Source organism: Pseudomonas sp. F007 (genome assembly GCF_057814275.1).
Genome location: NZ_JBVATA010000003.1, coordinates 442719 through 468344 on the forward strand (window position 1 = coordinate 442719; position 25626 = coordinate 468344).

Annotated in this window: 19 protein-coding genes and 2 tRNA genes; 16 read left to right on the top strand and 5 right to left on the bottom strand. The window is 60.9% G+C overall.

The features are described from left to right. The first annotated feature begins 61 nt into the window (after positions 1-61). The 7 genes from hfq to ACZYR5_RS09470 all read left to right on the top strand — a co-directional run bounded on the left by hfq (position 62) and on the right by ACZYR5_RS09470 (position 8689). A complete protein-coding gene (gene hfq / locus ACZYR5_RS09440; RefSeq protein ID WP_007921378.1) occupies positions 62-322 on the top strand; it encodes an RNA chaperone Hfq in 261 nt (86 codons plus the stop codon). Positions 323-334: 12 nt separating this feature from the next. After that, complete coding sequence (hflX, locus tag ACZYR5_RS09445; RefSeq protein ID WP_489089376.1) at positions 335-1636, top strand: ribosome rescue GTPase HflX; 1302 nt, start codon at positions 335-337, stop codon at positions 1634-1636. A 96-nt stretch (positions 1637-1732) separates the two neighbouring features. Continuing rightward, positions 1733-2902: an FtsH protease activity modulator HflK gene (hflK, locus tag ACZYR5_RS09450; protein ID WP_489089377.1), complete on the top strand. Its 1170-nt coding sequence runs from the start codon at positions 1733-1735 to the stop codon at positions 2900-2902. Further along, on the top strand, positions 2902-3771 hold the full coding sequence (gene hflC, locus ACZYR5_RS09455; RefSeq protein WP_401120868.1) for a protease modulator HflC: 870 nt from the start codon (positions 2902-2904) through the stop codon (positions 3769-3771). Before hflK ends, hflC begins: the two co-directional genes overlap by 1 nt. A 313-nt stretch (positions 3772-4084) precedes the next feature. Continuing rightward, positions 4085-5272: an ATP phosphoribosyltransferase regulatory subunit gene (locus ACZYR5_RS09460; protein WP_489089378.1), complete on the top strand. Its 1188-nt coding sequence runs from the start codon at positions 4085-4087 to the stop codon at positions 5270-5272. A 54-nt stretch (positions 5273-5326) separates the two neighbouring features. Continuing rightward, positions 5327-6616: an adenylosuccinate synthase gene (locus ACZYR5_RS09465; RefSeq protein ID WP_027617535.1), complete on the top strand. Its 1290-nt coding sequence runs from the start codon at positions 5327-5329 to the stop codon at positions 6614-6616. A 138-nt stretch (positions 6617-6754) separates the two neighbouring features. After that, positions 6755-8689 carry a methyl-accepting chemotaxis protein gene (locus ACZYR5_RS09470; RefSeq protein ID WP_489089379.1) on the top strand — a complete coding sequence of 645 codons (1935 nt, stop codon included), beginning with the start codon at positions 6755-6757 and terminating at the stop codon, positions 8687-8689. 6 nt (positions 8690-8695) lie between these two features. On the opposite strand, the gene ACZYR5_RS09475 is transcribed toward ACZYR5_RS09470, so the two are convergent. The 5 genes from ACZYR5_RS09475 to ACZYR5_RS09495 all read right to left on the bottom strand — a co-directional run bounded on the left by ACZYR5_RS09475 (position 8696) and on the right by ACZYR5_RS09495 (position 11906). Then, entirely contained in the window at positions 8696-10261 is a 1566-nt protein-coding gene (locus ACZYR5_RS09475; protein ID WP_489089380.1) for an ABC transporter permease, read from the bottom strand. Then, entirely contained in the window at positions 10261-11271 is a 1011-nt protein-coding gene (locus ACZYR5_RS09480) for an extracellular solute-binding protein (protein WP_489089381.1), read from the bottom strand. Before ACZYR5_RS09480 ends, ACZYR5_RS09475 begins: the two co-directional genes overlap by 1 nt. Before the next feature lie 12 nt (positions 11272-11283). After that, a complete protein-coding gene (locus ACZYR5_RS09485) occupies positions 11284-11544 on the bottom strand; it encodes a hypothetical protein (RefSeq protein ID WP_489089382.1) in 261 nt (86 codons plus the stop codon). Positions 11545-11567: 23 nt separating this feature from the next. Continuing rightward, a tRNA-Leu gene (locus tag ACZYR5_RS09490) sits at positions 11568-11654 on the bottom strand. Between the two features lie 165 nt (positions 11655-11819). Then, a tRNA-Leu gene (locus ACZYR5_RS09495) sits at positions 11820-11906 on the bottom strand. Between the two features lie 226 nt (positions 11907-12132). Here ACZYR5_RS09495 and rnr point away from each other — a divergent pair. From rnr to ACZYR5_RS09540, 9 genes are all read left to right on the top strand, one after another. Then, the gene (gene rnr / locus ACZYR5_RS09500; RefSeq protein WP_489089383.1) at positions 12133-14754 is read left to right on the top strand and encodes a ribonuclease R; all 2622 of its coding nucleotides are present in this window, start codon (positions 12133-12135) and stop codon (positions 14752-14754) included. Further along, positions 14751-15518 (top strand): 23S rRNA (guanosine(2251)-2'-O)-methyltransferase RlmB, encoded by a 768-nt coding sequence (gene rlmB, locus ACZYR5_RS09505; protein WP_489089384.1) that lies wholly within the window; start codon positions 14751-14753, stop codon positions 15516-15518. The genes rnr and rlmB overlap by 4 nt, the downstream gene beginning before the upstream one ends. 296 nt (positions 15519-15814) lie before the next feature. Next, entirely contained in the window at positions 15815-16237 is a 423-nt protein-coding gene (gene rpsF, locus ACZYR5_RS09510; RefSeq protein ID WP_003217491.1) for a 30S ribosomal protein S6, read from the top strand. A 28-nt stretch (positions 16238-16265) separates the two neighbouring features. Then, positions 16266-16496, top strand: a complete 231-nt coding sequence (gene rpsR / locus ACZYR5_RS09515; protein WP_002551829.1) for a 30S ribosomal protein S18 — start codon at positions 16266-16268, stop codon at positions 16494-16496. A gap of 36 nt (positions 16497-16532) precedes the next feature. Next, positions 16533-17426, top strand: a complete 894-nt coding sequence (locus tag ACZYR5_RS09520) for a hypothetical protein (RefSeq protein WP_489089385.1) — start codon at positions 16533-16535, stop codon at positions 17424-17426. A gap of 19 nt (positions 17427-17445) precedes the next feature. Next, on the top strand, positions 17446-17892 hold the full coding sequence (gene rplI, locus ACZYR5_RS09525) for a 50S ribosomal protein L9 (RefSeq protein ID WP_027617542.1): 447 nt from the start codon (positions 17446-17448) through the stop codon (positions 17890-17892). A 121-nt stretch (positions 17893-18013) separates the two neighbouring features. Continuing rightward, positions 18014-19411: a replicative DNA helicase gene (gene dnaB / locus ACZYR5_RS09530; protein ID WP_489089386.1), complete on the top strand. Its 1398-nt coding sequence runs from the start codon at positions 18014-18016 to the stop codon at positions 19409-19411. 187 nt (positions 19412-19598) lie between these two features. Beyond that, a complete protein-coding gene (locus ACZYR5_RS09535) occupies positions 19599-21914 on the top strand; it encodes a YgiQ family radical SAM protein (protein ID WP_489089387.1) in 2316 nt (771 codons plus the stop codon). Between the two features lie 409 nt (positions 21915-22323). Further along, the gene (locus tag ACZYR5_RS09540) at positions 22324-25599 is read left to right on the top strand and encodes a transglutaminase family protein (RefSeq protein ID WP_489089388.1); all 3276 of its coding nucleotides are present in this window, start codon (positions 22324-22326) and stop codon (positions 25597-25599) included. Positions 25600-25626 lie beyond the last annotated feature (27 nt).

Below are 25626 nucleotides of genomic sequence, written 5' to 3' on the forward strand. Positions count from 1 at the left end.
CGGCTGAAAGCTTTCTGTTTACCTATTTTTTTATTATTGAATCCTTAAAGGAGTGCGACACATGTCAAAAGGGCATTCGCTACAAGACCCTTACTTGAATACTTTACGTAAAGAGAAAGTTGGGGTTTCCATCTATCTGGTCAACGGGATCAAGCTGCAAGGCACGATCGAATCGTTCGACCAGTTCGTCATCCTGCTGAAGAACACCGTCAGCCAGATGGTCTACAAGCACGCTATCTCGACAGTGGTACCGGTTCGTCCAATTCGTCTGCCAAGCGCATCCGAATCCGAACAGGGTGACGCTGAGCCAGGTAACGCCTGATAGGAGTCTCCTTTGTTCTTTGAGCGCCACGGTGGTGGTGAGCGAGTGATCCTCGTTCACTTGGATGGACAGGACCCTGAGGCGCGCGAAGATCCGCAGGAGTTTCAGGAACTGGCAAATTCGGCTGGCGCCGAGACCGTCGCGTTTTTCAGCGTGCCGCGTCATCGGCCAACCGCCAAATTTCTGATTGGCAGCGGCAAGGTCGAGGAACTGCGCGACCTGGTCCGTACCGAAGAAGCCGATCTGGTGATCTTCAATCACATCCTCACGCCCAGTCAGGAACGTAACCTCGAACGTGTGTTCGAGTGTCGCGTGATCGACCGCACCGGTCTGATTCTCGATATTTTCGCCCAACGTGCCCGTACCCATGAAGGCAAGCTCCAGGTCGAACTGGCCCAGCTTGACCACATGAGCACGCGCCTGGTTCGCGGCTGGACTCACCTTGAGCGTCAAGGTGGTGGTATCGGCATGCGCGGCCCGGGTGAAACCCAGCTCGAAACCGACCGACGCCTGCTGCGGGTTCGCCTGCGTCAGATCAAGGGTCGCCTGGAAAAGGTGCGTAGCCAGCGCGAGCAATCGCGACGTGGCCGTACCCGAGCGGATGTCCCTACTGTCTCCCTGGTGGGCTATACCAACGCCGGTAAATCCACGTTGTTCAACAACGTGACCAAATCGGACGTGTACGCTGCCGACCAGCTGTTCGCCACCCTCGACCCGACCCTGCGCCGCCTGGAGCTGGACGACCTGGGGCCGATCGTCCTGGCCGATACCGTGGGTTTCATTCGTCATCTGCCGCACAAGCTGGTCGAGGCATTTCGGTCTACGCTCGAAGAGTCGAGCAATTCCGACTTGCTGCTGCACGTGATCGATGCGGCCGAGCCTGATCGGATGTTGCAGATCGAGCAGGTCATGGTGGTATTGGGCGAGATTGGTGCCCAGGACTTGCCGATCCTCGAGGTCTATAACAAACTCGATTTGCTCGAGGGGGTCGAGCCGCAAATCCAGCGCGACGCAGACGGCAAGCCCCAGCGGGTCTGGCTTTCGGCACGCGATGGCAGCGGCCTGGAATTGCTTGAGCAGGCGATTGCCGAGTTGCTGGGCGGCGATTTGTTCGTTGGCACCTTGCGCTTGCCGCAGCGTTTTGCTCGACTGCGTGCACAGTTCTTCGAACTGGGTGCCGTACAGAAAGAAGAACACGACGAAGAAGGCACTTGTTTGCTGGCCGTTCGTTTGCCACGGGTCGAACTCAATCGACTGGTGAGCCGCGAGGGAATGCAGCCGCTGGAATTCATCGAGCAACACACTTTGCAATAAAAGCCTGAAAAAGCGGTTGTGCCGCTGTGGCAGGCATTCTGTAGCATTGGTCGGCGCGCCGTGGGTGCGTCTTTGCTTTATCAGATGGAGAGCGCTATGGCTTGGAATGAGCCGGGTGGCAACTCGAATAATCAGGATCCCTGGGGTGGTAAGCGCCGCAATAATGGCGACCGCAAGGGTCCACCAGATCTCGACGAGGCCTTCCGAAAGCTGCAGGAAAGCCTGAATGGGTTGTTCGGTAGTGGCAACAAACGTGGTGATGACGGCGGCAGGACAGGCAAGGGCGGCGGTTACGGCCTGCTCGGCTTGGGCCTTGTCGTGTTGGCAGCTGTCTGGCTGTACAGCGCGGTCTACGTCGTCGACGAGCAGGAGCAGGCCGTGGTGCTGCGCTTCGGCAAATACTACGAGACCGTTGGCCCGGGCCTGAACATCTACCTGCCGCCGATCGACAAGAAGTACATGGAAAACGTCACGCGTGAGCGTGCCTACACCAAGCAGGGTCAAATGCTGACTGAAGACGAGAACATCGTCGAAGTGCCGCTGACCGTGCAGTACAAGATCAGCAACCTGCAGGACTTCGTGCTGAACGTCGACCAGCCGGAAATCAGCCTGCAGCACGCGACTGACAGTGCCTTGCGTCACGTGGTGGGTTCTACCGCCATGGACCAGGTCCTGACCGAAGGTCGTGAGCAGATGGCCGGCGAGATCAAGGAGCGTCTGCAACGCTTCCTCGATACCTATCGCACCGGTATCACCGTCACCCAGGTCAACGTGCAGAGCGCAGCGGCACCGCGTGAAGTCCAGGAAGCCTTCGACGACGTGATCCGCGCCCGTGAAGACGAGCAGCGTTCGCGCAACCAGGCTGAAACCTACGCCAATGGCGTCGTGCCGGAAGCCCGTGGTCAGGCCCAGCGCATCATCGAAGATGCCAACGGCTACCGCGATGAAACGGTTTCCCGCGCCAAGGGTGAGGCTGATCGCTTTACCAAGCTGGTCGCCGAATACCGCAAGGCTCCTGAAGTGACCCGTGAGCGTCTTTACCTGGACACCATGCAGGAAGTCTTCAGCAATACCAGTAAAGTCCTCGTGACCGGCAACAAGAATGGCCAGAGCAATCTGCTGTACTTGCCGCTGGACAAGATGATCGACAGCGGTCGCACCACCAGCGCTCCGGCAACCAATGCCGCAGCCAGCAGCAATGAAGCGAATGCACGTGCGGCAGCCGATCTGCAGCAACAGCAAGCACGTACCAGGGAGAGTCGCTGATGAGCAATAAATCGCTGATCGCCCTTATTGTCGGCGTCGTCGTGGCGATCGCTGCCTGGAACTGCTTCTACATCGTGGCTCAGACCGAGCGCGCGGTGTTGCTGCAGTTCGGTCGAGTAGTTCAGGCTGATGTCCAGCCGGGCCTGCATGTGAAAGTGCCCTACGTTAACCAGGTGCGTAAATTCGACGCACGCCTGATGACACTTGATGCACCGACACAGCGTTTCCTGACGCTGGAAAAGAAAGCGGTCATGGTCGATGCCTACGCCAAGTGGCGCGTGAAAGATGCCGAGCGCTTCTACACCGCGACTTCCGGCCTCAAGCAGATTGCTGACGAGCGTTTGTCGCGCCGTCTGGAATCGGGTCTGCGTGACCAGTTCGGTAAGCGTACCCTGCACGAGGTGGTGTCCGGCGAGCGTGATGCGCTGATGGCGGATATCACCGCTTCGCTGAACAAGATGGCGGAAAAAGAGCTGGGCATCGAAGTCGTCGATGTTCGGGTCAAGGCCATCGATCTGCCGAAGGAAGTGAACCGCAGCGTGTTCGAGCGTATGAGCACCGAGCGTGAGCGTGAGGCTCGCGAGCACCGCGCCAAGGGTAACGAGCTGGCAGAAGGCATTCGTGCCGACGCCGATCGTCAGCGCCGCGTACTGCTGGCTGAAGCCTATCGTGAATCCGAAGAGGTTCGCGGTGATGGTGATGCCCAGGCCGCCGCGATCTACTCCAAGGCCTACGGCCAGGACCAGGAGTTCTACGGCTTCTACCGTAGCCTGCGCGCCTACCGTGAAAGCTTCGCGAACAAAACCGACGTCATGGTCCTCGACCCAAGCAGCGACTTCTTCCGTTACCTGGAAAAGGCCAAGCCTTGATACGACGTTGACCTGAATCACTCCGCCCGGCGGTTAAAACATCGGGTGGGGTGATCCTTTGGGGAAACGTGTGTATGATGCGGCAGCCGGGAAATTCCCGGCTTTTTTGCGTCTGCACGTTTGATTGTTGTTTTTGCTGCAGAACATCGGGTTGAATGGCCCGACAGTTTTTCGAGGAAAGTGGTTGGCGAGGCCGGTAACCGGCGTGTCGCTGCGTCGTTCTTGCGCGTGTGTTTTGAACGACCCGACCATTTTCTGCTTCACTCAAGGCTCGCCCTAGGGTTGGCCGCCCGCATCAAAGGGGAATGGCGTAATGGCAACGGTAGACCGCTGGCTGCTGCCAGATGGCATCGAAGAAGTACTGCCACCGGAGGCGGCGCGCATCGAAGTAGCGCGTCGCCAGGTGTTGGATCTGTTCCAGAGCTGGGGTTACGAGTTTGTCGTGACTCCCCATATCGAGTACCTGGAATCCCTGCTCACTGGCGCAGGCCAGGACCTCGATCTGCGCACCTTCAAGGTCATCGACCCGCAATCGGGACGGCAGATGGGCTTCCGTGCCGACATCACGCCGCAAGTGGCGCGCATCGATGCGCACACCCTGCGTCGTGAAGGCCCGAGCCGCTTGTGCTACGCCGGCAGCGTGCTGCATGCGCAGCCGCGTGCCTTGTCGACTTCGCGCAGCCCGATCCAGTTGGGCGCCGAGTTGTACGGCGATGCCAGCCCGAGCAGTGACGTCGAAGTGATCAGCCTGATGCTGGCCATGCTGCAGCTGGCCGATGTGCCGGATGTGCACATGGACCTTGGGCATGTCGGCATCTACCGCGGCCTGGCCCGTGCGGCCGGTCTGTCCGGTGAAGTCGAGCAGCAGTTGTTCGATGCCCTGCAACGCAAGGCCATCGACGAGGTCATTACCTTGACCGAAGGCTTGCCGGCTGATCTGGCAGGCATGCTGCGCTCGCTGGTCGACCTGTGTGGCGGTCGCGAAGTGCTGGTTGCCGCCCGTGAGCGCCTGGCCCACGCGCCGGCTGCGGTAGTGGCGGCGCTGGACGATTTGCTGGCGATTGCCGAGCGTCTGTCCGTACGCTTCCCCGAGCTGCCGCTGTACTTCGACCTTGGCGAGCTGCGTGGCTACCACTACCACACCGGTGTGGTGTTCGCCGTGTTCGTCCCGGGTGTTGGCCAGTCCATTGCCCAGGGCGGTCGTTACGACGACATCGGGGCCGACTTCGGTCGTGCCCGTCCGGCAACCGGCTTCTCCACCGATTTGAAAACCCTGGTGACCCTGGGGCGTGCTGAGATCGAGCTACCGTCTGGCGGTATCTGGATGCCTGACAGTACGGATGCGGCACTCTGGCAGCAGGTTTGCCAGTTGCGCAGTGAGGGTCAGCGTGTTGTCCAGGCCTTGCCTGGGCAGCCTTTGGCCGCCGCCCGTGATGCGGACTGCGACCGGCAATTGATCCAGCAGAACGGGCTTTGGCAAGTATCGCCACTGGCCTCTTGAGTTTTCCTGCCGGCCGCGGCCGGCACCAAGTTTGCGCGAATGAGGACAAGTGTTATGGGTAAGAATGTCGTAGTCCTGGGCACCCAATGGGGTGATGAGGGCAAAGGCAAGATCGTTGATCTGCTGACCGAACATGCTGCCGCCGTAGTGCGCTACCAAGGTGGCCACAACGCTGGCCACACACTGGTGATCGACGGCGAGAAAACCGTCTTGCACCTGATCCCGTCGGGCGTGCTGCGCGAAGGCGTGCAGTGCCTGATCGGCAACGGCGTGGTGGTTGCACCTGACGCCCTGCTGCGCGAGATCACCAAGCTGGAAGAGAAAGGCGTACCGGTGCGTGAGCGCCTGCGTATCAGCCCGTCCTGCCCGCTGATCCTGTCTTTCCACGTTGCGCTGGACCAGGCGCGTGAGAAGGCCCGTGGCGAGCTGAAGATCGGTACTACCGGTCGCGGCATCGGCCCGGCTTACGAAGACAAGGTTGCACGTCGTGGCCTGCGTGTGGGCGACCTGCTCAACATGCCGCGCTTTGAAGACAAGCTGCGTGAACTGGTGGATTACCACAACTTCATGCTGGTGGGTTACTACAAAGAGCCGGCCATCGAGTTCGACAAGACCCTGGCCGAGTGCAAGCAATACGCTGAGCTGCTCAAGCCGCTGATGCTGGACGTGACCGCCGAGCTGCACGACCTGCGTCGCGCTGGCAAAGACATCATGTTCGAAGGTGCCCAGGGCTCCCTGCTGGACATCGACCACGGCACCTACCCGTACGTGACCAGCTCCAACACCACCGCCGGTGGCGTTGCGACCGGTTCGGGCGTGGGTCCGATGTTCCTGGACTACATCCTGGGCATCACCAAGGCTTACACCACCCGTGTAGGCTCGGGTCCATTCCCGACTGAGCTGTTCGATGACGTCGGTGCGCACCTGGCCAAGCAAGGTCACGAGTTCGGTGCAACCACTGGCCGCGCCCGTCGTTGCGGCTGGTTCGACGCCGTTATCCTGCGTCGCGCTATCGATGTGAACAGCATCTCGGGCATCTGCCTGACCAAGCTGGACGTGCTCGACGGCCTGGAAACCATCAACATCTGCGTTGGCTACAAAGACGCAGAAGGCAATGCCGTTGCCCCGACTGACGCTGACAGCTACGTCGGCCTGCAGCCGGTGTACGAAGAAGTGCCGGGCTGGACCGAATCGACCGTGGGCGCCAAGACCCTGGAAGAGTTGCCAGCCAACGCCCGTGCCTACATCAAGCGTGTTGAAGAGCTGATCGGCGCGCCGATCGACATTATTTCGACAGGTCCTGACCGCATCGAAACCATCGTTCTGCGTCACCCGTTCGCCTGATAAGTTGTTGATGTAAAAAACAAAGGGCCCTTGATTGGGCCCTTTGTCGTTTCTGTCCGCCGGGCGGCATGACCTTTGCTGTATTTATCCCTTCGCGAGTGCTGTCAGTTTAATAGCACCGAAGCAGGGGGATTTATCGTGTCTGCCGTTCTCTCACTGTTACAAAGCCGTCTCTTGCGGCCTGTGTTCGTTACCCTTGGTATCGCCCTTTTGGTGCAGGTGGTGGTGGCGGTCGCCCTGACCCGAAGCACCGTGACCGCCCTGGAGGCGGATCTGGCGTCGCGCCTCGGCGCTGATAGCCAGAAGCTCTCCGGCGAATTGGAGCAGGCCGGGCGTGAAGTCACCTCAAGCCTCGACAACCTCTCCAGCAGTACCCGTCAACGCCTGACAACCGGTTTGTCCTCGCGCCTGGAAGATGAGCAGGCGCAACTGCGTGCCACCCTGGAAAAGGACCTCAAGGACTCTGCCAATGACATGGCGCAACTCCTGGCGTCGGTTGCACCTCGGGCCATGTGGGACAACGACGTGCCGACCCTGTCCGAATTCGCACGCCGCGCCCAGCGCAATCCCAATGTGTTGTTCGTGGTCTACGATGACGCCACCGGTCAACATCTGACGCGCTACCTCAACCGTGAAAACCCGATCAACAAGGCCCTTCTGGAAAAAGGCCAGGGCGAGCGGGCGCTGGACAAGGTGCTGGATGCGGCGAAGAACGATCCGTCGGTGTATTACGTCGAGGCGTCGATCAACCCTAATGGCGTGGAAATCGGCAAGGTCCTGATGGGGGTGTCCACGGCGTCCGTGGAAACCGACCTGGTGGCGCTCGACAAGCGCTTCTCGGCCTTGATTGCCAGCAGTGATCAACTGGTCGGCGACAGCCTGAAGGGCGCTGCGGCTGACAGTGCGACCGCCATGCGTTCACGCTTGCAGTCGGCGCAGACGACGGCGACCGAAATGAAGGCCAATACCGCCAGTACCGTGCAGGAAGCTGCGGCGCAATTGCGCTGGCGGATCGGCCTGGCGTTGGCGCTGGTGGGCTGCGGGGTGTTGCTGCTGTTGGCGGTGGTGCTCGGGCGTCGGGTGGTCAATCGCCTGAAACTACTGATTGCGGCGATGGATGACCTGGCGGCGGGTGAGGGCGACTTGACCAAGCGCGTGCAAATCAACAGCAAGGACGAGATCGGCGACATGGCCTCGGCGGTCAATCGCTTTGTCGACAAGTTGCAGCCGATCGTGCGTGAGGCCGGTGATGTGGCCCAGCGTACTGGGGTCGAAATTGGTGCGCTGACCCAGCGCAATGCCGGGGCTGACGCGGCGGCGCAAACCCAGCGTGATGAAGTGGCGCAAAGCCTTCAGGCGTTGTCGCAGATGGCCGATGAGGCGCAGGCCGAAAGCCAGGCCATGCAGGCGGCCTTGCAGCAAGTGGTGGACATTCGCCAGGCCACTGATGAAAACACCCGCACTTCAGCGCAGGTGGGCAGCCTGATCGAAGCCCTGGCCGGGCAGGTGGATACCGGGGCCAAGGTGATCGAGCGTCTGGCGCAGCAAAGCGAGCAGATCGAGGTGGTGCTGGAGGTGATCCACGGGATCGCCGAGCAGACCAACCTGCTGGCGCTCAATGCGGCTATCGAAGCGGCACGGGCCGGAGAGACCGGGCGCGGGTTTGCGGTGGTGGCGGACGAGGTGCGGGCGCTGGCGAGCAAGACGCAAAGCTCCACCGGCGACATTCAGGCGCACATCGGCGCATTGCAGCAGGGCGCACGCGAGGCGGTGGCAGCCATTGGTCAGGCCGGGCGCCAGGCCAGTGAGGGGCTGCTGGTGTTGCGCGACAGTGCGCGGTTGCAGCAGTCGGTCCAGGCGTCGGTCGAGCAGGTGCATGCGGCCATCGGCCTGGCCACTCAGGCGGCAGAGCACCAGGCCAAGGGCGCGCAAGCGGTGCGTGGGCGAGTGCAGACCATCCACGCCCAGGCCGAGAAGGCCGCCCAGGCAGTGGAGCAGACCACCGCCAGCGGCAAGGTGCTGGACGGCCTGGCAGCGCAGTTGAAAGCCAGTCTGGGACAGTTCCGGGCCTGAGTGCTGTCAGCGGCTCAGGTACATCCGGGTGGTCAGCAGATACACCGGCAGCCCGGATACCAGGATCAACAACGCTGCATAGGGCGCCGCTGCCGCGAACTCGACATTGGCGGTATGCGCCCAGACTTCGGTCGCCAGGGTGTTGAGTCCGGTTGGGCTCAACAGCAGGGTGGCGGTCAGTTCCTTCATGGCGTCGAGAAACACCAGGGCAAAGGCGGCGCCGAGGGCGGGAAAGATGATCGGCAGCGTGACCCGGACAAAGGCCGTGAAGGATGAGGCGCCGAGAGTACGGGCGGCCTCTTCCAGTTGCGGCGCGGCCTTGTTCAGGGCAGTGCGAATCGGCGCCTGGGCCAGGGGCAGGAACAGCAGCGCGTAGGCAATCAGCAACAAAGCCGAGGTCTGGTACAGCGCCGGCACATAGTGCAGGGCGAAATACACCAGGGTCAGGGCGATCACCAGGCCAGGCAGGGCGTGCAGCAGATAGGGCAAGCGTTCCGCCCACAGCGCCAGGCGGCCCTTGTAGCGCACCACCAGCAAGCCGACCGGGACTGCCAGCACCAGGCACAGTGCGGCGCCGCCCAGCGACAATGCCAGCGACGACAGCAGCGCCTCGCCGATGGCCGCCACCGGGAATGCCGCTGACGAGCCGACCGCCAGCCAGTACACCAGCATGCCCAGGGGGATGCCGCTGCCGATGACGGTCAGCAGCAGGCAGTAGAGCTGCCCCAATGGCGCCCAGGCGCCCAATCGAACCTGTTCAGCGTGCCGCGCCGCGCCCTGGCCGATGCGTACATGGCGCCCCTTGCCGCGCACCCGCAGCTCCAGCCACAACAGCATCAAACATAGCGCCAGCAGCACGGCCGATAGCATGGCCGCATTGGCGTTGCTGAACTCCAACTCGAACTGTTGATAGATCGCGGTGGTGAAGGTCTGCAGGCCGATGATCGACAGTGCGCCGAACTCCACCAGCATGTGCAGGGCAATCAGCAGCGCGCCGGCCAGCAACGAAGGCCAGAGCAGCGGTAGGGTGATCTTGAAGAACACACCCCAGCGGTTCAGGCCGAGGGTGCGGGCCGATTCTTCCAGGGCAGGGTCGAGATTGCGCAGGGTGGCCGCCACCGGCAGGAAAATCAGCGGGTATTTGGACAGGGTCATGACCAGGATCGCCCCGCCCAGCCCTTCGAAGCTGGCGCTCAGGGACACCCAGGTAAAGCTGCTGACGAAGGCCGGAACGGCAAATGGCAAGCACAGGATCACGCCCCATAGACGCCGACCAGGCAGGTTGCTGCGCTCCAGCAGCCAGGCCAGCGTCAGGCCGATGAAAGCGCTGGCCAGGGTGACGCCGATCATCAGCAGCAACGTGTTGCGCAGCAGGCCGAACACGTACGGCCGCCACAGCAGGTGCACCGCCTCCGCCCAGCCGGCTTGCCACGTCTTGAGGCCGACATACAGCAGCGGCAGCAGGCTAAGGACAACCAGCAGCAGTACTGGCAACAGCAACCAGATCGAAGGTCTTTTGCGCCCGGGGACAAAGCCCGGGCGTGAGGCGGAGGCGGGCAGCGTTGCGCTCATCAGTTCAAGCCAACTTCACGTTCCAGTTCCAGGGCTTCCTCGGCGTTACCGAGATCGGCCGGGGTGACTTTCGGCGCTTCCAGTTCGCTGAACGGCTTGAGTCCGCGGTCGGATTCCATGCCTTTATGCAGCGGATACTCGGCGGTGACCTGGGTGATCACTCGCTGGCCTTCTTCGCTGGCCATGTAGGCGAGCAGTTGTTGCGCCTCTTGCGGGTGCTTGCTGGACTTGAGCACGGCAGCGCTGGAGACGGTGATCAGGCCGCCGACGTCGCCGCCGGTGAAATAGTGCAGCTTGGAGTCGAGTTGGCCTTTTTCCCGTTGCAGGGCAAACCAGTAGTAGTTGTTGACCAAAACCGTCGCCACTTCGCCGTTCTCCACAGCCTTCAGGGCGACCATGTTGTTGCTGTAGGTCTTGCCGAAGGCGCGCAGGCCAGTCAGCCATTCCTCGGCCGCCTCCATCCCGTGTACCTTGATGATCGCCACGGCCTGTTCCTGGAAGGCACCGCTGGTGGGCACGAAGCCGACCTTGCCTTGCCATTGCGGATCGGCAAACTCCATCACCGACTTGGGCAGGTCTTTTTCATCGATCAGTTTCGGGTTGAAGGCAACCACGCGGACCCGGGCGGTCACGCCGATCCAGGTGCCATTGCTGGCCACGTAGTCCTTGGGCAGAACGGCGAGAGTGGCGTCGTCGGCCTTGGCCAGCAGGCCTTGTTCGCCGAGTTTGTTCAGTGGCGGCGACTCTTCGGTGTAGATCACGTCGGCGGGCGAACGATCCCCTTCTTCGACGACCTGGCTGGCGAGCTGGTTGCTGCTGCCTTTGCGCACGTTGACGTGAATCCCGGTCTTGGCTTCGAAGGCTTTGGCGACGGCGTCGCCGACTTCCTTGTGTTGGCCGTTGTAGAGCGTCAGGGAAACCGGATCGGCGGCCTGGGTCAGCGGGGAGGCGAGCGCCAGCCCCAGGAGTGTGATGGTCAGGCCGCGGCGCAGGGTATTTCGAAACATCATTCGCAGGGTTCCTCACTGTCGCATTGCAAAAACTTGCAACAATGATAAACGATATTGTTTCTCAAGTGCGCCTTGCGTGGTGGCACCGGTTACTGTAGGAGCGAGCTTGCTCGCGAAGATCCCGGGAGCGCCGCGGACATCCAGGATATACGCGTTATCGTTGACGTTCTTCGCGAGCAGCCGCAAGCGGGCGACCGTTTCTACAGGGGAGGGTAGTGTTTCAGGAAGGCAGAAACGCAAAAACCCGCTTTCGCGGGTTTTTGTGAGATTCAAGATCGTAACCTTGAATTCGAAATTGGTGCCCAGAAGAAGACTCGAACTTCCACGACCGTAAGGTCACCAGCACCTGAAGCTGGCGTGTCTACCAATTTCACCATCTGGGCAGTATCAGCAACGTTGCCGCTGTTGATGTGGCGAACTATACGGAGCACTCTTTGATCTGTAAACCCCTGATTTGAAAAATATTTATCAGGGGCTGAAAATGCAAAAACCCGCTTTCGCGGGTTTTTGTGTGAGCCTTGAAATTGAACTAATCTCAAGCTCGAAATTGGTGCCCAGAAGAAGACTCGAACTTCCACGACCGTAAGGTCACCAGCACCTGAAGCTGGCGTGTCTACCAATTTCACCATCTGGGCAGTATCGGCAACGTTGTCCGTCGTCGATGGCGCGCACTATACGGAGCGACTATTTAGCTGTAAACCCCTGTCATCAAAAAAACAGGTAAATTTTGCTAAATGGTGCCAGGCGGTGCATGCGTCTGAGGTGGGAGGGGGCTTTTAACGGCTTCTATAGCCCGAAATTTCCCGTTTCAATACGCGTATGCCAAACTAACCCGCATATAGACAAGGTGAAAACTCTCTAATGGCCGATTGGCAGTCCCTCGATCCCGAGGCCGCTCGTGAAGCGGAAAAATATGAAAACCCTATCCCTAGCCGCGAACTGATCCTTCAGCACCTCGCTGATCGTGGTTCGCCCGCTGCCCGCGAGCAGTTGGTCGAAGAATTTGGTCTGACCACAGAAGACCAGATCGAAGCCCTGCGCCGCCGATTGCGCGCCATGGAGCGCGACGCTCAACTGATCTACACCCGCCGCGGTACTTACGCGCCCGTGGACAAGCTCGACCTGATTCTGGGCCGCATCAGCGGTCACCGTGACGGTTTCGGCTTCCTGGTTCCGGATGATGGCAGCGACGACCTGTTCATGAGCCCGGCGCAAATGCGCCTGGTGTTCGATGGTGACCGTGCCCTGGCCCGGGTTTCCGGCCTGGACCGTCGCGGTCGTCGTGAAGGTGTGATCGTCGAAGTGGTGTCCCGCGCCCACGAAACCATCGTCGGCCGCTATTTCGAAGAAGGCGGCATCGGTTTCGTCGTTGCCGACAATCCGAAGATCCAGCAGGAAGTGCTGGTGACGCCGGGTCGCAATGCCAATGCCCAGATCGGCCAATTCGTTGAAGTGAAGATCACTCACTGGCCGACGCCGCGCTTCCAGCCGCAAGGCGATGTGGTTGAAGTCGTGGGTAACTACATGGCGCCGGGCATGGAAATCGATGTCGCGCTGCGTACCTATGATATTCCGCACGTCTGGCCGGAGGCGGTGCTCAAGGAAGCGGCCAAGCTCAAGCCGGAAGTCGAAGAGAAGGACAAAGAGAAGCGCATCGACCTGCGCCATCTGCCGTTCGTCACCATCGACGGCGAAGACGCCCGCGACTTCGACGATGCGGTCTACTGCGAATCCAAGCCGGGCAAACTGCGCCTGTTCTCCGGCGGCTGGAAGTTGTACGTGGCGATTGCCGACGTTTCCAGCTACGTGAAGATCGGTTCGGCGCTGGATGCCGAGTCCCAGGTGCGCGGCAACTCGGTGTACTTCCCCGAGCGCGTGATACCGATGCTGCCTGAGCAGTTGTCCAACGGCCTGTGCTCGCTGAACCCGCATGTCGATCGACTGGCCATGGTCTGCGAGATGACCATCTCCAAATCCGGCGAAATGACCGACTACTGCTTCTATGAAGCGGTGATCCACTCCCATGCGCGCCTGACCTACAACAAGGTCAGCGCCATGCTCGAGCAGCCGAAAACCACCCAGGCACGCCAGTTGCGTGGCGAATACACCGACGTGGTACCGCACCTGAAACAGCTGTACTCGCTGTACAAGGTGTTGCTGGGCGCTCGTCACACCCGTGGTGCGATCGACTTCGAAACCCAGGAAACCCGGATCATCTTCGGCTCCGAGCGCAAGATCGCCGAAATTCGGCCGACCGTGCGCAACGACGCGCACAAGTTGATCGAGGAGTGCATGCTGGCGGCCAACGTGGCCACCGCCGAGTTCCTCAAGAAGCATGAAATCCCTGCGCTGTATCGAGTGCACGACGGCCCGCCGCCGGAGCGCCTGGAAAAACTGCGCGCGTTCCTCGGCGAGCTCGGCCTGTCCCTGCACAAAGGCAAGGATGGCCCATCGCCGAAGGACTACCAGGCTCTGCTGGCCAGCATCAAGGGTCGTCCGGATTTCCACCTGATCCAGACCGTGATGCTGCGCTCCCTGAGTCAGGCGGTGTACAGCGCTGACAACCAGGGCCACTTTGGCCTGAACTACGAAGCCTATACCCACTTCACCTCGCCAATTCGTCGTTACCCGGACCTGCTTACGCATCGGGCGATTCGCAGTGTCATTCACTCGAAAATGGACACCCCGCACGTCAAGCGTGCTGGCGCCATGACCATTCCGAAAGCGCGCATCTACCCGTACGACGAGGCGACGCTGGAGCAACTCGGCGAGCAGTGCTCGATGAGCGAGCGCCGTGCCGACGAAGCCACCCGTGACGTGGTGAATTGGCTCAAGTGCGAGTTCATGAAGGATCGCGTGGGTGAGTCGTTCCCGGGCGTGATCACCGCCGTGACCGGTTTTGGCTTGTTCGTCGAGCTGACCGATATCTACGTCGAAGGCCTGGTTCACGTCACCGCATTGCCGGGTGACTACTACCACTTCGATCCTGTGCATCACCGCCTGGCGGGTGAACGTACCGGTCGCAGCTTCCGTCTCGGCGATACGGTCGAAGTGCGCGTCATGCGTGTCGACCTCGACGAGCGCAAGATCGACTTCGAGATGGCAGAAAAAACCATCAGTGCGCCGATTGGTCGCAAGAAGCGTGGCAGCGAGAGCACTGCGCCAGCGGCCAAGGCTGCGGCCGAGCCGGCAGCGGAAAAAAGCGCTCGTCGCGGATCCGCCAAGGAAAAGGCCTCGGATGCCTACCGCCCAAGCGATGCTGCGGCGAAAAACGCCGAAGTGCGTAAAAGTCGGGAAATGAAACAAGCCTTGCTGGCTGAAGCAAAAGGCAGCGGCAAGGCGGCGTCCGGTGGTAAGCCTGGGCGTTCGTCCGCTGATAAGTCGGGCGCCAGCAAACCGAGCAAACACCGCAAGGGTCCGCCAAAGGCGGGCTCGGCTCCAGCCAAGAGTGGCGGGGCACGTAAACCGAAGGCCAAGTCATGAGTCAGTTGGAAAAAATCTACGGCGTGCATGCCGTGGAGGCATTGCTGCGTCATCACCCGAAGCGTGTGAAGCAGATCTGGTTGGCCGAAGGCCGCAGTGATCCGCGGGTGCAGACCCTGGTCGAGCTGGCCGGCGAAAACCGCGTTGCGGTGGGCCAGGCCGAGCGCCGTGAGATGGACGCCTGGGTCGAAGGCGTGCACCAGGGCGTGGTGGCTGAAGTCAGTCCGAGCCAGGTCTGGGGCGAGGCGATGCTTGATGAGTTGCTGGATCGCACCGAAGGCGCGCCGCTGTTGCTGGTGCTCGACGGTGTGACCGACCCGCACAACCTCGGCGCCTGCCTGCGTTCAGCCGATGCGGCCGGTGCGCTGGCGGTCATTGTGCCGAAGGACAAGTCGGCAACCTTGACGCCTGTTGTGCGAAAAGTAGCTTGTGGCGCGGCAGAAGTGATTCCGCTGGTGGCCGTGACCAACCTCGCGCGCTCCCTGGAGAAACTCCAGCAGCGTGGCTTGTGGGTCGTGGGTACGGCGGGTGAGGCCGAGGTCAGCATTTATGACCAGGACCTGACCGGCCCGACCATCCTGATCATGGGTGCCGAAGGCAAAGGTATGCGCCGCCTGACGCGTGAGCATTGCGACTATCTGGTCAACCTGCCGATGGCCGGCAGCGTCAGCAGCCTGAACGTGTCCGTGGCAACCGGTGTGTGCCTGTTCGAAGCACAGCGTCAGCGCGGTGCGAAAGCCAAGACAGCTGCCAAGAAGTCCTGACCCCCCCTGTAGGAGCGAGCCTGCTCGCGATGGCGGTGCAACATTCAACATTGATGCTGAATGTGACAACCTCATCGCGAGCAAGCTCGCTCCTACAGTGTTTTTGGTGTGACGTGAATCGGTGACTGTTCAAATATTCACCAATTACCTTGCACCTCTCCCGCCCCTTCTCTACAATTGCGCCCCTTGCTGTGACGGCAGGCACGCATGTGTCCATCGCCGGCAAGTCCATAAGTGTCATTCACTCCTTGTCTGACCGCTTTTGAGCGGCAGGCTACAACCCGTAAGGAGCATTCATGCGTCATTACGAAATCATCTTTTTGGTCCACCCGGATCAAAGCGAGCAAGTCGGCGGCATGGTTGAGCGTTACACCAAGCTGATCGAAGAAGACGGCGGCAAAATCCACCGTCTGGAAGATTGGGGCCGTCGTCAACTGGCCTACGCAATCAACAATGTTCACAAGGCTCACTACGTGATGCTGAACGTTGAGTGCACTGGCAAGGCCCTGGCCGAGCTGGAAGACAACTTCCGCTACAACGATGCAGTGATCCGTAACCTGGTCATCCGTCGCGAAGAAGCCGTTACCGGCCAATCCGAGATGCTCAAGGCTGAAGAAAACCGCAGTGAGCGCCGTGAGCGTCGCGACCGTCCTGAGCACGAAGGCGCTGAAAGCGCTGATAGTGATGACAGCGACAACAGCGATAACGCTGACGAGTAATCCACGGACCTTTTAAGGAGCCTATCAAATGGCACGTTTCTTCCGTCGTCGTAAATTCTGCCGCTTCACCGCTGAAGACGTGAAAGAGATCGATTACAAAGATCTCAACACTCTGAAAGCCTACGTATCCGAGACCGGCAAAATCGTTCCAAGCCGCATCACCGGTACCAAAGCTCGTTATCAGCGTCAGCTGGCCACCGCTATCAAGCGCGCCCGCTTCCTGGCCCTGCTGGCCTACACCGACAGCCACGGCCGCTGAGACCGGGCAGTCGACACGTAGCAAAGGATTGAATGCATGCGTGCCATAGCTGAGTTCATCATGCGCGGCCGGATGCAGGCCACTCTGGTAGTGGCTGGATGTGCAGCATTGCCGTTGTTGTATTGGTTGGGTGCTGCCGCGGGGAGCCTGGTGCTCCTGCGGCGCGGATTGAAGGACGCCCTTGGCGTTCTTGCTCTGGGAATGCTGCCAGCATTGATTTGGTGGCTGTATTCCGATGATCCACGGGCACTCATGGTGCTGCTGGGATCGTCGGGCCTTGCGTTGGTTTTGCGCGCAAGCGAGTCCTGGAACCGCACGCTGCTGGTCAGCGTAGCAATGGGAGTGGTGTTTTCAGTGGTGCTGGGTGCGGTTTACCGCCCTCACATCGAGATGCTGGCGCAGGAACTGGTAAAGATCCTGCCGCTGGCCCTTGGTGACCTCTACCAACAATTGTCGGAAGAGGAGCGAGCGCGTCTCGCCGCCCTGATTGCCCCGGTCCTGACCGGCCTGATAGCGGCCTTGCTGCAAATCGTCAGTGTGCTGAGCCTGATTGTCGGGCGCTACTGGCAGGCGTTGTTGTACAACCCCGGTGGTTTTGGCCGCGAATTTCGCGCCATCCGAATCCCGCTGGGGCCAGCGATGTTGCTGCTGGCGTGCATGCTCCTGGGGCCGAACTTCGGTACCCAGATGGCCATGTTGACGCCGTTGTGCAGCGTACCGCTGGTGTTCGCCGGGCTGGCCCTGATTCATGGGCTGGTGGCTGAAAAGCGACTGGCCAAGTTTTGGCTGGTGGGGTTGTACGTAACGCTGTTGCTGTTTATGCAGCTGATCTATCCGTTGCTGGTGGTCCTGGCCATTGTCGACAGCCTGATTGATTTTCGCGGTCGTTTGACGCCGAAAGACGTCGATAGCGCGAACGGTGAAGGTTAAAAGTTAAGAGGATTTCCACATGCAACTGATCCTTCTGGAAAAAGTCGCCAACCTGGGCAACCTGGGCGACAAAGTGAACGTTAAGGCTGGTTACGGCCGTAACTACCTGCTGCCTTACGGCAAAGCTACCGCTGCGACCGCTGCCAACCTGGCTGCGTTCGAAGAGCGTCGCGCTGAGCTGGAAAAAGCTGCAGCAGACAAGAAAGCTTCGGCTGAAAGCCGCGCTGCCCAACTGGCTGAGCTGGAAGTGACTATCACTGCCACCGCTGGTGACGAAGGCAAGCTGTTCGGTTCGATCGGTACTCACGACATCGCTGACGCACTGACCGCCTCTGGCGTTGAAGTTGCGAAAAGCGAAGTTCGTCTGCCGAACGGCACCATCCGCAACGTAGGTGAATTCGACGTAGCTGTGCACCTGCACGCTGAAGTTGAAGCCACCGTACGCGTTGTCGTGGTAGCAGCTTAAGCAGCACTTGTCGGCTGGCACCCTCGGGTGCTTGCCGGTAACATCGGGCACGATCCTGTTTACAGGTCGTGCCCTTTGTCTTTCTGCAGTTCCTGATTTTTCAATCTGATTCCAAGTGGCCATGAACGAAATCTCCGCTCCTGAGCAATACGATCTGCAAACCGCCGCGTTGAAGGTGCCGCCGCATTCCATCGAGGCCGAACAGGCTGTGCTCGGTGGTCTGATGCTGGACAACAACGCTTGGGAGCGCGTGCTCGATCAGGTCTCGGACGGTGATTTCTATCGTCATGACCACCGTCTGATCTTCCGTGCGATCGCCAAGCTGGCCGATCAGAACATGCCGATCGACGTCGTGACCCTGGCCGAGCAATTGGACAAGGAAGGGCAGACCTCGCAAGTCGGCGGCTTGGGTTACTTGGGCGAACTGGCGAAAAACACGCCATCGGTCGCCAACATCAAGGCTTATGCCGCAATCGTTCGCCAACGTGCGACCCTGCGCCAATTGATCGGTATCAGTAACGAAATCGCCGACAGCGCGTTCAATCCGGAAGGGCGTACGGCCGAAGAAATCCTCGATGAAGCTGAGCGGCAGATCTTCCAGATCGCCGAGGCCCGGCCGAAAACCGGCGGCCCGGTGGGTGTGAACGACCTGCTGACCAAGGCTATCGATCGCATCGATACCCTGTTCAACACCGACAGCGCCATTACCGGGCTGTCCACCGGCTATACCGACCTCGACGAGAAGACCAGTGGCCTGCAACCGGCCGATTTGATCATCGTCGCCGGTCGTCCCTCGATGGGTAAGACCACCTTTGCAATGAACCTGGTGGAAAACGCCGTGTTGCGCAGCGAGAAGGCGGTTCTGGTGTACTCGCTGGAGATGCCAGGCGAATCGCTGATCATGCGTATGCTCTCGTCCCTGGGGCGTATCGACCAGACCAAGGTCCGTTCCGGTCAGTTGGAAGACGACGATTGGCCGCGCCTGACCTCGGCGGTCAACCTGCTCAATGATCGCAAGCTGTTCATCGACGATACCGCCGGCATCAGTCCCTCGGAAATGCGTGCCCGAACCCGACGCCTGGCGCGCGAGCACGGTGAGATCGGCCTGATCATGATCGACTACCTGCAGTTGATGCAGATTCCGGGTTCCGGTGGCGATAACCGGACCAACGAGATTTCCGAGATCTCCCGATCCCTGAAAGCCCTGGCCAAGGAATTCAATTGCCCGGTGGTGGCGCTGTCCCAGCTCAACCGTTCCCTGGAGCAGCGCCCGAACAAGCGCCCGATCAACTCCGACTTGCGTGAATCCGGAGCCATCGAGCAGGACGCCGACGTCATCATGTTTGTTTACCGGGATGAGGTGTATCACCCGGAAACCGAGCACAAAGGCATCGCCGAAATCATTATCGGCAAGCAGCGGAACGGGCCGATCGGCTTTGTTCGGTTGGCGTTCATCGGCAAATACACGCGCTTCGAGAACCTGGCGCCGGGTAGCTATAACTTTGATGATGATGAATAAGTTGTCTGGTGGCTGAAAGGGCCCGATCGCCAGCAGGCTGGCTCCCACAAAGGAATGCATTCCAGGGTGGGAGCCAGCCTGCTAGCGATTGGGGTTCCAGAGATTTCCGACCATTATCGTCGGAATTGGTCAAAATTTGTGCTATATTCCGCGCCCGCGATTTTTCATCTCAACACCGGTCACCGTCATGCAAACAGCCAAGCCGTTATTTGACTATCCCAAGTACTGGGCCGAATGCTTCGGTCCAGCGCCATTCCTGCCGATGAGCAGGGAGGAGATGGATCAGCTCGGCTGGGATTCGTGCGACATCATCATCGTCACCGGTGATGCCTACGTCGACCATCCATCGTTCGGCATGGCCATCATCGGCCGGCTGCTGGAGTCCCAGGGCTTCCGCGTCGGGATCATTGCCCAGCCGAACTGGCAGTCCAAAGACGACTTCATGAAGCTCGGCGAGCCGAACCTGTTCTTCGGCGTCGCGGCCGGCAACATGGACTCGATGATCAACCGCTACACCGCCGACAAGAAAATCCGTTCCGACGACGCCTACACCCCTGGCGGCATGGCCGGCAAGCGTCCGGATCGCGCGAGCCTGGTGTACAGCCAGCGCTGTAAGGAAGCCTACAAGCATGTGCCGATCGTCCTCGGTGGCATCGAAGCTTCCCTGCGCCGCATCGCCCACTATGACTACTGGCAGGATCGAGTGCGCAACTCGATCCTGATCGACGCCAGCGCTGACATCCTGCTGTACGGCAACGCCGAGCGGGCGATTGTCGAAGTGGCTCAGCGCCTGTCCTACGGGCACAAGATCGAAGACATTACCGACGTGCGCGGCACCGCGTTTATCCGCCGCGATACGCCAAAAGACTGGTACGAAGTCGACTCGACGCGCATCGACCGTCCGGGCAAGGTCGACAAGATCATCAACCCGTATGTGAATACCCAGGACACCCAGGCCTGCGCCATCGAGCAAGAGAAGGGCGCGACTGTTTCAAGTGCAGAGGATCCTCAGGAAGCCAAGGTCGTGCAGATCCTGGCCAGCCCGAAGATGACTCGCGACAAGACCGTGATTCGCCTGCCGTCGGTGGAAAAAGTCCGCAACGATGCGGTGCTCTATGCCCATGCCAACCGCGTGCTGCACCTGGAAACCAACCCGGGCAACGCCCGCGCGCTGGTGCAGAAGCACGGCGAAGTCGACGTCTGGTTCAACCCGCCGCCGATTCCGATGACTACCGAAGAAATGGACTACGTGTTCGGCATGCCCTATGCGCGCATCCCGCACCCGGCGTACGGCAAGGAGAAAATTCCGGCCTACGAGATGATCCGTTTCTCGGTGAACATCATGCGTGGCTGCTTCGGTGGCTGCACCTTCTGCTCGATCACCGAGCACGAAGGGCGGATCATCCAGAACCGTTCCGAAGAGTCGATCATTCGCGAAATCGAAGAGATTCGCGACAAGGTACCGGGTTTTACCGGGGTGATTTCCGACCTCGGCGGCCCGACCGCGAACATGTACCGGATTGCCTGCAAGACTCCGGAAATCGAATCCGCGTGCCGCAAGCCGTCGTGCGTGTTCCCCGGGATCTGCCCGAACCTGAACACCGACCACTCGTCGCTGATCCAGTTGTATCGCAGCGCTCGCGCCTTGCCGGGTGTGAAGAAGATCCTGATCGCTTCCGGCCTGCGCTACGACCTCGCGGTCGAGTCGCCGGAATACGTCAAGGAACTGGTGACCCACCACGTCGGTGGTTACCTGAAGATCGCCCCGGAACACACCGAGGAAGGTCCGCTCAACCAGATGATGAAACCGGGGATCGGCACCTACGACCGGTTCAAGCGGATGTTCGAGAAGTACACCAAGGAAGCGGGCAAGGAGCAGTACCTGATTCCGTACTTCATCGCCGCTCACCCGGGCACCACCGATGAAGACATGATGAACCTGGCGCTGTGGCTCAAGGGCAACGGCTTCCGTGCCGACCAGGTGCAGGCGTTCTACCCGTCGCCGATGGCCACCGCCACCGCGATGTACCACTCGGGCAAGAACCCGCTGCGCAAGGTCACCTACAAGAGCGACGGCGTGACCATCGTCAAGAGCGAGGAGCAGCGTCGCCTGCACAAGGCGTTCTTGCGCTATCACGACCCGAAAGGCTGGCCGATGCTGCGTGAAGCGCTGACTCGCATGGGCCGTGCTGACCTGATCGGGCCGGGCAAGAATCAATTGATCCCGCTGCACCAGCCGTCGACCGACAGCTACCAGAGCGCTCGTCGCAAGAACTCGACGCCGGCCGGCAGCCATAAAGTCTCGGGCGAGAAGACCACCAAGGTGCTGACCCAGCACACCGGACTGCCACCGCGCGCCAGCGACGGCGGCAATCCATGGGACAAGCGTGAACAGGCCAAGGCCGCAGCGTTCGCCCGCAACCAGCAGGCCGCCAAGGAACGCAAGGACGCCGCCAAGGGCAAGGGCCCGAAGCCGGCCCGCAAGCCGGTGGTGCCACGCTAAACAGAACGCCAACCTCAGGGTTGGCGTTTTGCATTTTATGCCTTCAAGAAATGGAGTGAGGCGGCTGGCCTCATCGCTAGCAAGCCAGCTCCTACAGGTTTTGTGGACAGCTGAAAGATTTCTGCCTGGCCCAAGACCTGTAGGAGCTGGCTTGCCAGCGATGAGGGCATATCAGTCAGCATTGATTTCGACTGACACACTGCCCTCGCCAGCAGGCTGGCCACAAGGTCTGCTGGGAAGGCCCGTTCAGACATTCGCCACATTTACGTGCAATCCTGCGCCAGCCACCAGGCTGTCGCCCGGTTTTGGTGCCGTACGTCCTTCAGGATCAGGGTAAAGCGTCGCACGCGCCATATGGCATAAGTCTTGCGCGCTCTGCCTCACGCCCAAGGCTCGCAGGAGGCACGCCGTGTCGATTCATGTCGCTTTGCACCACGTCACGCACTACCGTTACGACCGTGCGGTCGAACTCGGTCCGCAGATCGTTCGCCTGCGCCCGGCTGCCCACAGCCGTACGCGGATTCTTTCCTACGCGCTGAAAGTGTTGCCCGAACAGCATTTCATCAATTGGCAACAGGACCCCCAAGGCAACTACCTGGCGCGCCTGGTATTCCCGGAGAAAACCACGGAGCTGCGCATCGAAGTTGATCTACTGGCCGAGATGGCGGTGTTCAATCCGTTCGACTTTTTCCTCGAGCCTTATGCCGAGCAAATCCCCTTCACCTATGCCGCTGACGAGCGCAAGGAACTGGCGCCCTACCTCGAAACGCTCCCCCTGACGCCCCGGCTCAAGGCCTACCTTGACGGGATCGATCGTACCCCGTTGCCCGCCGTGGATTTCCTGGTGGCACTCAACCAGCGCCTGAGCGAAGACATCAATTACCTGATTCGCCTGGAACCTGGCGTGCAGACCCCGGAATACACCCTGGAACATGCGTCCGGTTCATGCCGCGACTCGGCCTGGCTGCTGGTGCAATTGCTGCGCAACCTCGGATTGGCGGCGCGCTTCGTTTCAGGCTACCTGATTCAACTGACCGCCGACGTCAAAAGCCTCGACGGCCCGTCGGGCACCGAGGTGGATTTCACCGACCTGCACGCCTGGTGCGAGGTCTATCTGCCGGGAGCCGGCTGGGTCGGCCTGGACGCCACCTCCGGGCTATTTGCCGGTGAAGGGCATATCCCGCTGGCCTGTAGTCCCGATCCTTCCTCGGCGGCACCTATCAGTGGCTTGGTTGAACCCTGCGAGTGCGAATTCAGCCACGAGATGTCGGTTGAGCGGATCTGGGAAGCCCCACGGGTGACCCAGCCCTACACCGACGAGCAGTGGCAGGCGATTCAAGACTTGGGGCGGCAGATCGACGCTGACCTGCAAGCCGGCGATGTGCGCTTGACCATGGGAGGCGAGCCGACCTTTGTCTCCATCGATGACCCGGATGGCGCCGAATGGAACACCGCCGCCCTCGGGGCTGATAAACGCCGCCTGTCTGCCGAGTTGTTCCAGCGCATGCGCCAGCGTTACGCGCCCCAGGGCCTGGTGCACTTTGGCCAGGGCAAGTGGTACCCCGGCGAGCAGTTGCCGCGCTGGTCGTTGAATTGCTACTGGCGACGGGACGGCGTGCCGATCTGGCACGACCCGGCGTTGATCGCCGATGAGCAGCAGGACTACGCCGCCGACAGCACCCTGGCCGGGCGTTTCCTGGCGAGTGTCGCCGAGCGCCTGAAACTGCCTGCGCGCTTTGTGTTCCCGGCCTACGAGGACAGTCTTTATTACCTCTGGCGCGAAGGTGCCCTGGCGCAGAACGTCAGCGCGCAAGACTCCCGGCTGGAAGACCCGCTGGAACGTGCCCGCTTGCGCAAGGTCTTCAGTCAGGGCCTGGACAAGGTCATCGGTCAGGTACTGCCGCTGGCTCGCACCGCAAGGGGCGATCAATGGCAGAGCGGACGCTGGTACCTGCGTGATGAGCATTGCCGTTTGGTCCCCGGCGATTCGCCCCTGGGTTACCGTTTGCCGCTGGGGTCACAGCCCTGGGTGAAAGCCGCCGATTACCCGTTTATCCATCCCGTCGATCCCAATCAGGACTTGCCGGCGCTGCCCGACAGCGCACAACTGCGCGATCAGCAGCCCGCGGTAACGGCCGAGGAACGGGCGCCGGCCTTTGACGAATCCGCCGACTGGCTGACACGCACTGCGCTCTGTGCCGAAGCCCGGGAAGGGCGCCTGTACCTGTTCATGCCGCCGCTGCAGCAGGTCGAGGACTACCTGGAACTGGTCAGCGTCATCGAGGCGACGGCCGAGGAGTTGCAGTGCCCGGTCTTGCTCGAAGGCTATGAACCACCGAGCGATCCACGGTTGAGCCATTTCCGGATAACCCCGGATCCCGGCGTCATCGAGGTCAATGTGCAACCGTCCGCCAGTTGGGATGAGTTGGTGGAACGCACCGAATTCCTCTACGAAGAGGCGCGGCAGACGCGCCTGAGCAGCGAAAAATTCATGATCGATGGCCGGCATACCGGCACCGGTGGTGGCAACCATTTCGTCCTGGGCGGCGCGACACCGGCTGACTCACCCTTTCTGCGCCGCCCCGACCTGTTACGCAGCCTGATCAGCTACTGGCATAACCATCCATCGCTGTCCTACCTGTTTTCCGGACTGTTCATCGGCCCGACTTCCCAGGCGCCGCGGGTGGACGAAGCACGCAACGATGCCTTGTACGAGCTGGAAATCGCCTTCGCGCAGATGCCTGGACCGGGCGTCGAGTGTGCGCCGTGGCTGGTGGATCGCTTGCTGCGCAACTTGCTGATCGATGTCACGGGCAACACCCATCGGGCCGAGTTTTGCATCGACAAGCTGTATTCGCCGGATGGCGCCACCGGTCGCCTCGGTCTGCTGGAGCTGCGCGCGTTTGAAATGCCGCCCCATGCCCGCATGAGCCTGGCTCAGCAACTGTTGCTGCGGGCGCTGGTGGCGCGGTTCTGGCGCGAGCCGTATGCGCCCGCCAAGTTGGCACGCTGGGGCACGCAACTGCATGACCGTTTCCTGTTGCCGCATTTTATCGAGCAGGATTTCGCCGAGGTCATCGCCGAGCTCAACGCCGCAGGTTATGGGCTGCGCGCTGATTGGTTCGCGGCGCATCTGGAGTTTCGCTTTCCCAAGGTCGGTGATTACGCGGTCAACGGCATTGAACTGCAAGTGCGTCAGGCGCTGGAGCCGTGGCATGTGCTGGGCGAGGAAGGGGCGGCGGGCGGCACGGTGCGCTACGTCGATTCGTCGCTCGAACGCCTGCAGGTCAAGCTCACCGGGCTTGCGCCGCAGCGCTACAGCCTGACCTGCAACGGTATCCCGGTACCGCTGCAGCCGACCGGGCGCGTCGGCGAGTTCGTCGCCGGTGTGCGGTTCCGCGCCTGGCAGCCGGCCAATTGTCTGCAGCCGACCATCCCGGTGCATGCGCCCTTGGTGTTTGACGTGCTCGATACCTGGATGCAGCGTTCGCTGGGCGGCTGCCAGTATCACGTCGCCCATCCGGGGGGACGCAATTACGACAGCTTGCCGGTGAACGCCAATGAGGCCGAGAGTCGGCGCATGGCTCGGTTTTTCCGCTTCGGGCACAGCCCGGGGACCTTGTCTGCCGTGTCGCCGGTGATCGATGAGGAGTTTCCCTTGACCCTCGATCTACGACGTTTCTGAAGCAGCCGCGACGCCGCGCACCCCGGC

Bases quoted from the DNA above. Each gene is read 5' to 3' on its own strand.
- hfq (WP_007921378.1), top strand. From the start codon at position 62: ATGTCAAAAGGGCATTCGCTACAAGACCCTTACTTGAATACTTTACGT.
- hflK (WP_489089377.1), top strand. From the start codon at position 1,733: ATGGCTTGGAATGAGCCGGGTGGCAACTCGAATAATCAGGATCCCTGG.
- hflC (WP_401120868.1), top strand. From the start codon at position 2,902: ATGAGCAATAAATCGCTGATCGCCCTTATTGTCGGCGTCGTCGTGGCG.
- ACZYR5_RS09460 (WP_489089378.1), top strand. From the start codon at position 4,085: ATGGCAACGGTAGACCGCTGGCTGCTGCCAGATGGCATCGAAGAAGTA.
- ACZYR5_RS09465 (WP_027617535.1), top strand. From the start codon at position 5,327: ATGGGTAAGAATGTCGTAGTCCTGGGCACCCAATGGGGTGATGAGGGC.
- ACZYR5_RS09475 (WP_489089380.1), bottom strand. From the start codon at position 10,261: ATGAGCGCAACGCTGCCCGCCTCCGCCTCACGCCCGGGCTTTGTCCCC.
- ACZYR5_RS09480 (WP_489089381.1), bottom strand. From the start codon at position 11,271: ATGATGTTTCGAAATACCCTGCGCCGCGGCCTGACCATCACACTCCTG.
- rnr (WP_489089383.1), top strand. From the start codon at position 12,133: ATGGCCGATTGGCAGTCCCTCGATCCCGAGGCCGCTCGTGAAGCGGAA.
- rlmB (WP_489089384.1), top strand. From the start codon at position 14,751: ATGAGTCAGTTGGAAAAAATCTACGGCGTGCATGCCGTGGAGGCATTG.
- rpsF (WP_003217491.1), top strand. From the start codon at position 15,815: ATGCGTCATTACGAAATCATCTTTTTGGTCCACCCGGATCAAAGCGAG.
- rpsR (WP_002551829.1), top strand. From the start codon at position 16,266: ATGGCACGTTTCTTCCGTCGTCGTAAATTCTGCCGCTTCACCGCTGAA.
- ACZYR5_RS09520 (WP_489089385.1), top strand. From the start codon at position 16,533: ATGCGTGCCATAGCTGAGTTCATCATGCGCGGCCGGATGCAGGCCACT.
- rplI (WP_027617542.1), top strand. From the start codon at position 17,446: ATGCAACTGATCCTTCTGGAAAAAGTCGCCAACCTGGGCAACCTGGGC.
- dnaB (WP_489089386.1), top strand. From the start codon at position 18,014: ATGAACGAAATCTCCGCTCCTGAGCAATACGATCTGCAAACCGCCGCG.
- ACZYR5_RS09535 (WP_489089387.1), top strand. From the start codon at position 19,599: ATGCAAACAGCCAAGCCGTTATTTGACTATCCCAAGTACTGGGCCGAA.